Annotated in this window: 3 protein-coding genes and 1 pseudogene; 3 read left to right on the top strand and 1 reads right to left on the bottom strand. The window is 41.2% G+C overall.

All coding sequences use genetic code 11. The annotated features are described in order from the left end of the window. Nucleotides 1-209: 209 nt before the first annotated feature. The 3 genes and pseudogenes from HT709_RS12170 to gla form a co-directional block, all read left to right on the top strand. Nucleotides 210-884, top strand: a pseudogene (locus HT709_RS12170) (hypothetical protein); the annotation flags it as partial. Between the two features lie 150 nt (nt 885-1034). Continuing rightward, entirely contained in the window at nt 1035-1685 is a 651-nt protein-coding gene (locus HT709_RS12175) for an LPXTG cell wall anchor domain-containing protein (RefSeq protein ID WP_044012429.1), read from the top strand. 222 nt (nt 1686-1907) lie between these two features. Beyond that, nucleotides 1908-2777, top strand: coding sequence for an aquaglyceroporin Gla (gla, locus tag HT709_RS05180; protein ID WP_000348129.1), 870 nt, complete (start codon nt 1908-1910; stop codon nt 2775-2777). Nucleotides 2778-3306: 529 nt separating this feature from the next. Here the strand turns inward: gla and HT709_RS05185 are convergent. After that, nucleotides 3307-4344: IS30 family transposase (locus tag HT709_RS05185; protein WP_240156672.1), on the bottom strand; the 1038-nt coding region annotated here is incomplete at its 5' end.

Raw genomic sequence — 4344 nt, forward strand, 5'->3', positions numbered from 1 at the left:
CAACAGGTACATGGGGTTCTCAAGACTCTCCAACTGTAACCAACTATGACGCCCCAGATAAGGCAACTGTAGCGGAAACAGCTGTAACATCAACAACTACAGATACAACCGAAGTAGTGAAATACCCACAAGCTACAGAAGATGTTAAAGAAAGCAGAACTGTTACCCGTACCATCAAGTATGTCGATAAAGCCAACGAAACAAAAGAAGTGGCAACACCAGTTACGCAAAGCGTCACCTTAACGCGAACCAACAAGCGTAATAAAGTGACGAAAGTCGTGACAGCAGGAGACTGGTCAACAGGTACATGGGGTTCTCAAGACTCTCTAACTGTAACCAACTATGACGCTCCAGATAAGGCAACTGTAGCGGAAACAGCTGTAACATCAACAACTACAGATACAACCGAAGTAGTGAAATACCCACAAGCTACAGAAGATGTTAAAGAAAGCAAAACTGTTACCCGTACCATCAAGTATATAGATGCGACTGATGAAACAACAGAAGTAGGTAGCCCAGTTACGCAAACAGTTGAACTAACAAGAACCAACAAGCGTAATAAAGTGACAGGTAAAGTAACAGCAGGAGACTGGTCAACAGGTACATGGGGTTCTCAAGACTCTCCAACTGTAACCAACTATGACGCCCCAGATAAGGCAACTGTAGCAGAAGCAACTGTAACGTCAACAACTACAGATACAACCGAAGTAGTGAAATATCCGCAAGCTACAGAAGATATTAAAGAAAGCAAAACTGTTACCCGTACCATCAAGTATGTAGATGCGACTGATGAAACAACCGAAGTAGGTAGCCCAGTTACGCAAACCGTCACCTTAACGCGAACCAACAAGCGTAACAAAGTGACAGGTAAAGTAACAGAAGGAGACTGGTCAACAGGTACATGGGGTTCTCAAGATTCTCCAACTGTAACCAACTATGACGCCCCAGATAAGGCAACTGTAGCGGAAGCAACTGTAACATCAACAACTACAGATACAACCGAAGTAGTGAAATATCCGCAAGCTACAGAAGATATTAAAGAAAGCGAAACTGTTACCCGTACCATCAAGTATGTAGATGCGACTGATGAAACAACAGAAGTAGCTAGCCCAGTTACGCAAACAGTTGAATTAACAAGAACCAACAAGCGTAATAAAGTGACGAAAGTCGTGACAGAAGGTGAATGGACAACAGGCAACTGGGACGAAGTCGTATCGCCAGAAATTGAAAATTATGGTAAACCAGATTTACCAAAAGTATCGAATGCAGAAGTAACAGCAGATTCAAAAGGTACGACTATTTTGGTAAGGTATGACCGTTTATCAAGACCAGAAAAACCAATTCCAGAAATTCCAAGTCCTCAGGAACCAGGTGCTCCAGGTGAACCGACTCCAGACAAACCAAACCCACAACCAAATCCAGAGCATCCAAGTGTTCCGACACCAAACCCAGAACTACCAAATCAAGAGACTCCAATACCAGAGCTAACTCCAGAACCAGGTACTCCAAAAACTGAAATTCCAGTGAGTCCAGACCCAGAAGTTCCGACTTCTGAGACAAATAAAAGAGAGGAATTGCCAAACACAGGTCCAGAAGCGAATGCTACCTTGGCTAGCGCTGGTATCATGACCTTATTAGCTGGTCTAGGATTAGGATTCTTCAAGAAAAAAGAAGATGAAAAATAATAGATTTTAGAATCTAGGAACAAGGAAAAGCTCACAGATGTGGGCTTTTTCCTGGTTTTGAGAACGAGGTCTTTCGAGAAGATTAAAAACGCTTACAAGTTCATTAGACTGGGAAACTCTGAATCCTATTTTTTTAAAAATATTTCCAGAAATCAGTTGCTAAATAGGGTAAAAATTGATAGAATAAAGAATATCTAAAAAATTTTAAGGAGAATCTAGCAAATGGATTTCACATGGGCACTGAAATATGCCACTGAATTTTTGGGAACTGCCATTTTGATCATTCTTGGGAATGGTGCAGTTGCCAACGTTGAACTTAAAGGTACGAAAGGTCACCAAAGTGGCTGGCTCGTCATCGCTGTTGGTTATGGTATGGGGGTTATGATCCCAGCCTTGATGTTTGGTAACGTATCTGGGAACCACATCAACCCTGCTTTCACTCTAGGACTTGCAGTTAGCGGTCTTTTCCCTTGGGCACAAGTGGTACCTTACATTATCGCGCAAGTCTTGGGGGCTATCTTTGGTCAAGCCTTAGTTGTGGCAACACACCGTCCATTCTACTTGAAAACTGAAAACCCAAATAACATCTTGGGAACTTTCTCAACTATTTCAAGTATTGACCATGGTACAAAAGAAAGTCGCTATGCAGCAACTGTTAATGGTTTTGTAAACGAGTTTGTTGGTTCATTTGTTTTGTTCTTTGCAGCTCTCGGTTTGACTAAAAACTTCTTTGGTGCTGAAGTGCTTCAATACATGAAACAAATGGCAACACAAGCAGGACAGACAGTTGATTTTTCTGACTTGGCTATTAAAGCACAGGTGGCTCCACACACTGCTTCAGGACTTTCTGTGGCTCACTTGGCACTTGGATTCCTCGTTATGGCTTTGGTAACATCACTTGGAGGACCTACAGGACCTGCCTTGAACCCAGCTCGTGACTTGGGGCCACGTCTCCTTCATGCTTTCCTTCCGAAATCAGTTCTTGGTGAGAATAAAGGCGATTCAAAATGGTGGTATTCTTGGGTACCAGTAGTAGCACCTATTGCAGCAGCAATTGCGGCAGTAGCTGTATTCAAATTCCTTTATCTCTAAGAAATAGCTCCTTTAACATTTGAGTGAGCACCATTTATAAGTAAGAGAGGATCAGATTGGTTCTCTCTTTTTGATTTTTCAGGGAAATGAAAGAAAATCGACACAAACTCCTCTCCAGCAGTGGTTTAAAAGTCTCAGTGGGTTATTCCAACTTTAATGGGCTATAGTAGGTTGCAGTTGAAATAATAGACCCTTTTTCTCAAACATTGTGAGAAATTAGTTTGAATTCCCCAATCAAATTGTGCAGTTTTCATTCTACTATATATTATATTATCGGAGATGGGTTCCCTATCTTGTAAGTCTGCTTTATAGTGGGTTGAAGTTGGAATAGTCCGCCCTTCTTTCTCGAACATTGTGAGGAATTGATTTGCCTTCCTCAACAAAATGTTTAGTTTTTATTTCATTTTGCCATAAAATAAGCGATTAGGGGGCTATTCTTCGACCAACATTGGCTCTGCTGTGTCCTATGATTGTTATCGTTTTATCTGCAATCTTATACTCAATGAAAATCAAAGAGCAAACTAGGAAACTAAACCCAGCTTGACCAAAGCACAAGTTTTGAGGTCGCAGGTAGAACTGACCAAGCTGATGTGGTTTGAAGAAATTCCCCAAGGCCAAATTTCAAGTTCAAGTTAGCCATGAAGAAGTCTTCTCTGGGTGATTTGTAGTTCAAGCATTTTTTAGGATAGTTATTAATCCAATTTTCGATGAATGCGACTTCTTTGGGAGTCGTTTTCTTAGTTCCCTTAGGTAACCATCTCCGAATGAGCCTGTTGTGATTCTCATCAGTTCCCCTTTCCCAAGAGGCATAGGGGTGCGCATAATAGATATGTTCCTCAGAAAATACATCAGACAAGCGGTTAAATTCTGTACCATTATCTGCCGTGATGGACAGAATCTTGTCTTGTTTTAAGATGAGTTTTAAAGCCTGATTGACCGCCTCAGCACTTTTATTTGGAATCAATCGGATAATTTGATGCCTAGTCCTTCGATCAGTTAAGACCAGTAAACAATAATTTTTCACCCTTGTAAGCAGAACCGTATCAATCTCATAATGCCCATTCTCCAATCGCAGATTGATAGCTTCAGGACGCTGTTCGATAGATTGACCAGGGGGTTTAAAATTGGTGCTAGCTTGTTTCTTAACAGATTTTCCTTTTCTAGGATAGAGCAGATCCTGTTTTGACAATCCTAATTTTCCATGATGGATCCAGTAGTAGATGGTAGAAATTCCCACGTTAACGCCCTTAGCCTTGACCATCATTTCAGGCGAAAATTTTTGGTTATGATAGTGGAGAATCTTTTCCTTCAGCTCCTTGGTCAATCTTGATTTCTTGACCGAGCGCTTGCGATTATTTTCATAAGACTGTTGAGCATAGTCGGCAGAATAAACCTCTTTAAAGCGTCCTTTTCCAAGACATTGTCGGACTGTCCCACGCTTGATTTCAGTATGGATAGTTTGAGGAGCTTTTCCAAGTAAAGAGGCGATTTCTCTATTTGATTTCCCTTCCTTTTTCCATCGTTCGATTAAGCGACGGCTATCGATTATCAAATGTTTGGCTTTTGT

Origin of the sequence: Streptococcus sp. 1343 (assembly GCF_013277355.1) — a bacterium.
Taxonomy (GTDB): domain Bacteria; phylum Bacillota; class Bacilli; order Lactobacillales; family Streptococcaceae; genus Streptococcus; species Streptococcus pseudopneumoniae.

What these genes read in the sequence shown, in the direction of transcription:
- gla (WP_000348129.1), top strand. Translation starts at nt 1,908, where the DNA reads ATGGATTTCACATGGGCACTGAAATATGCCACTGAATTTTTGGGAACT.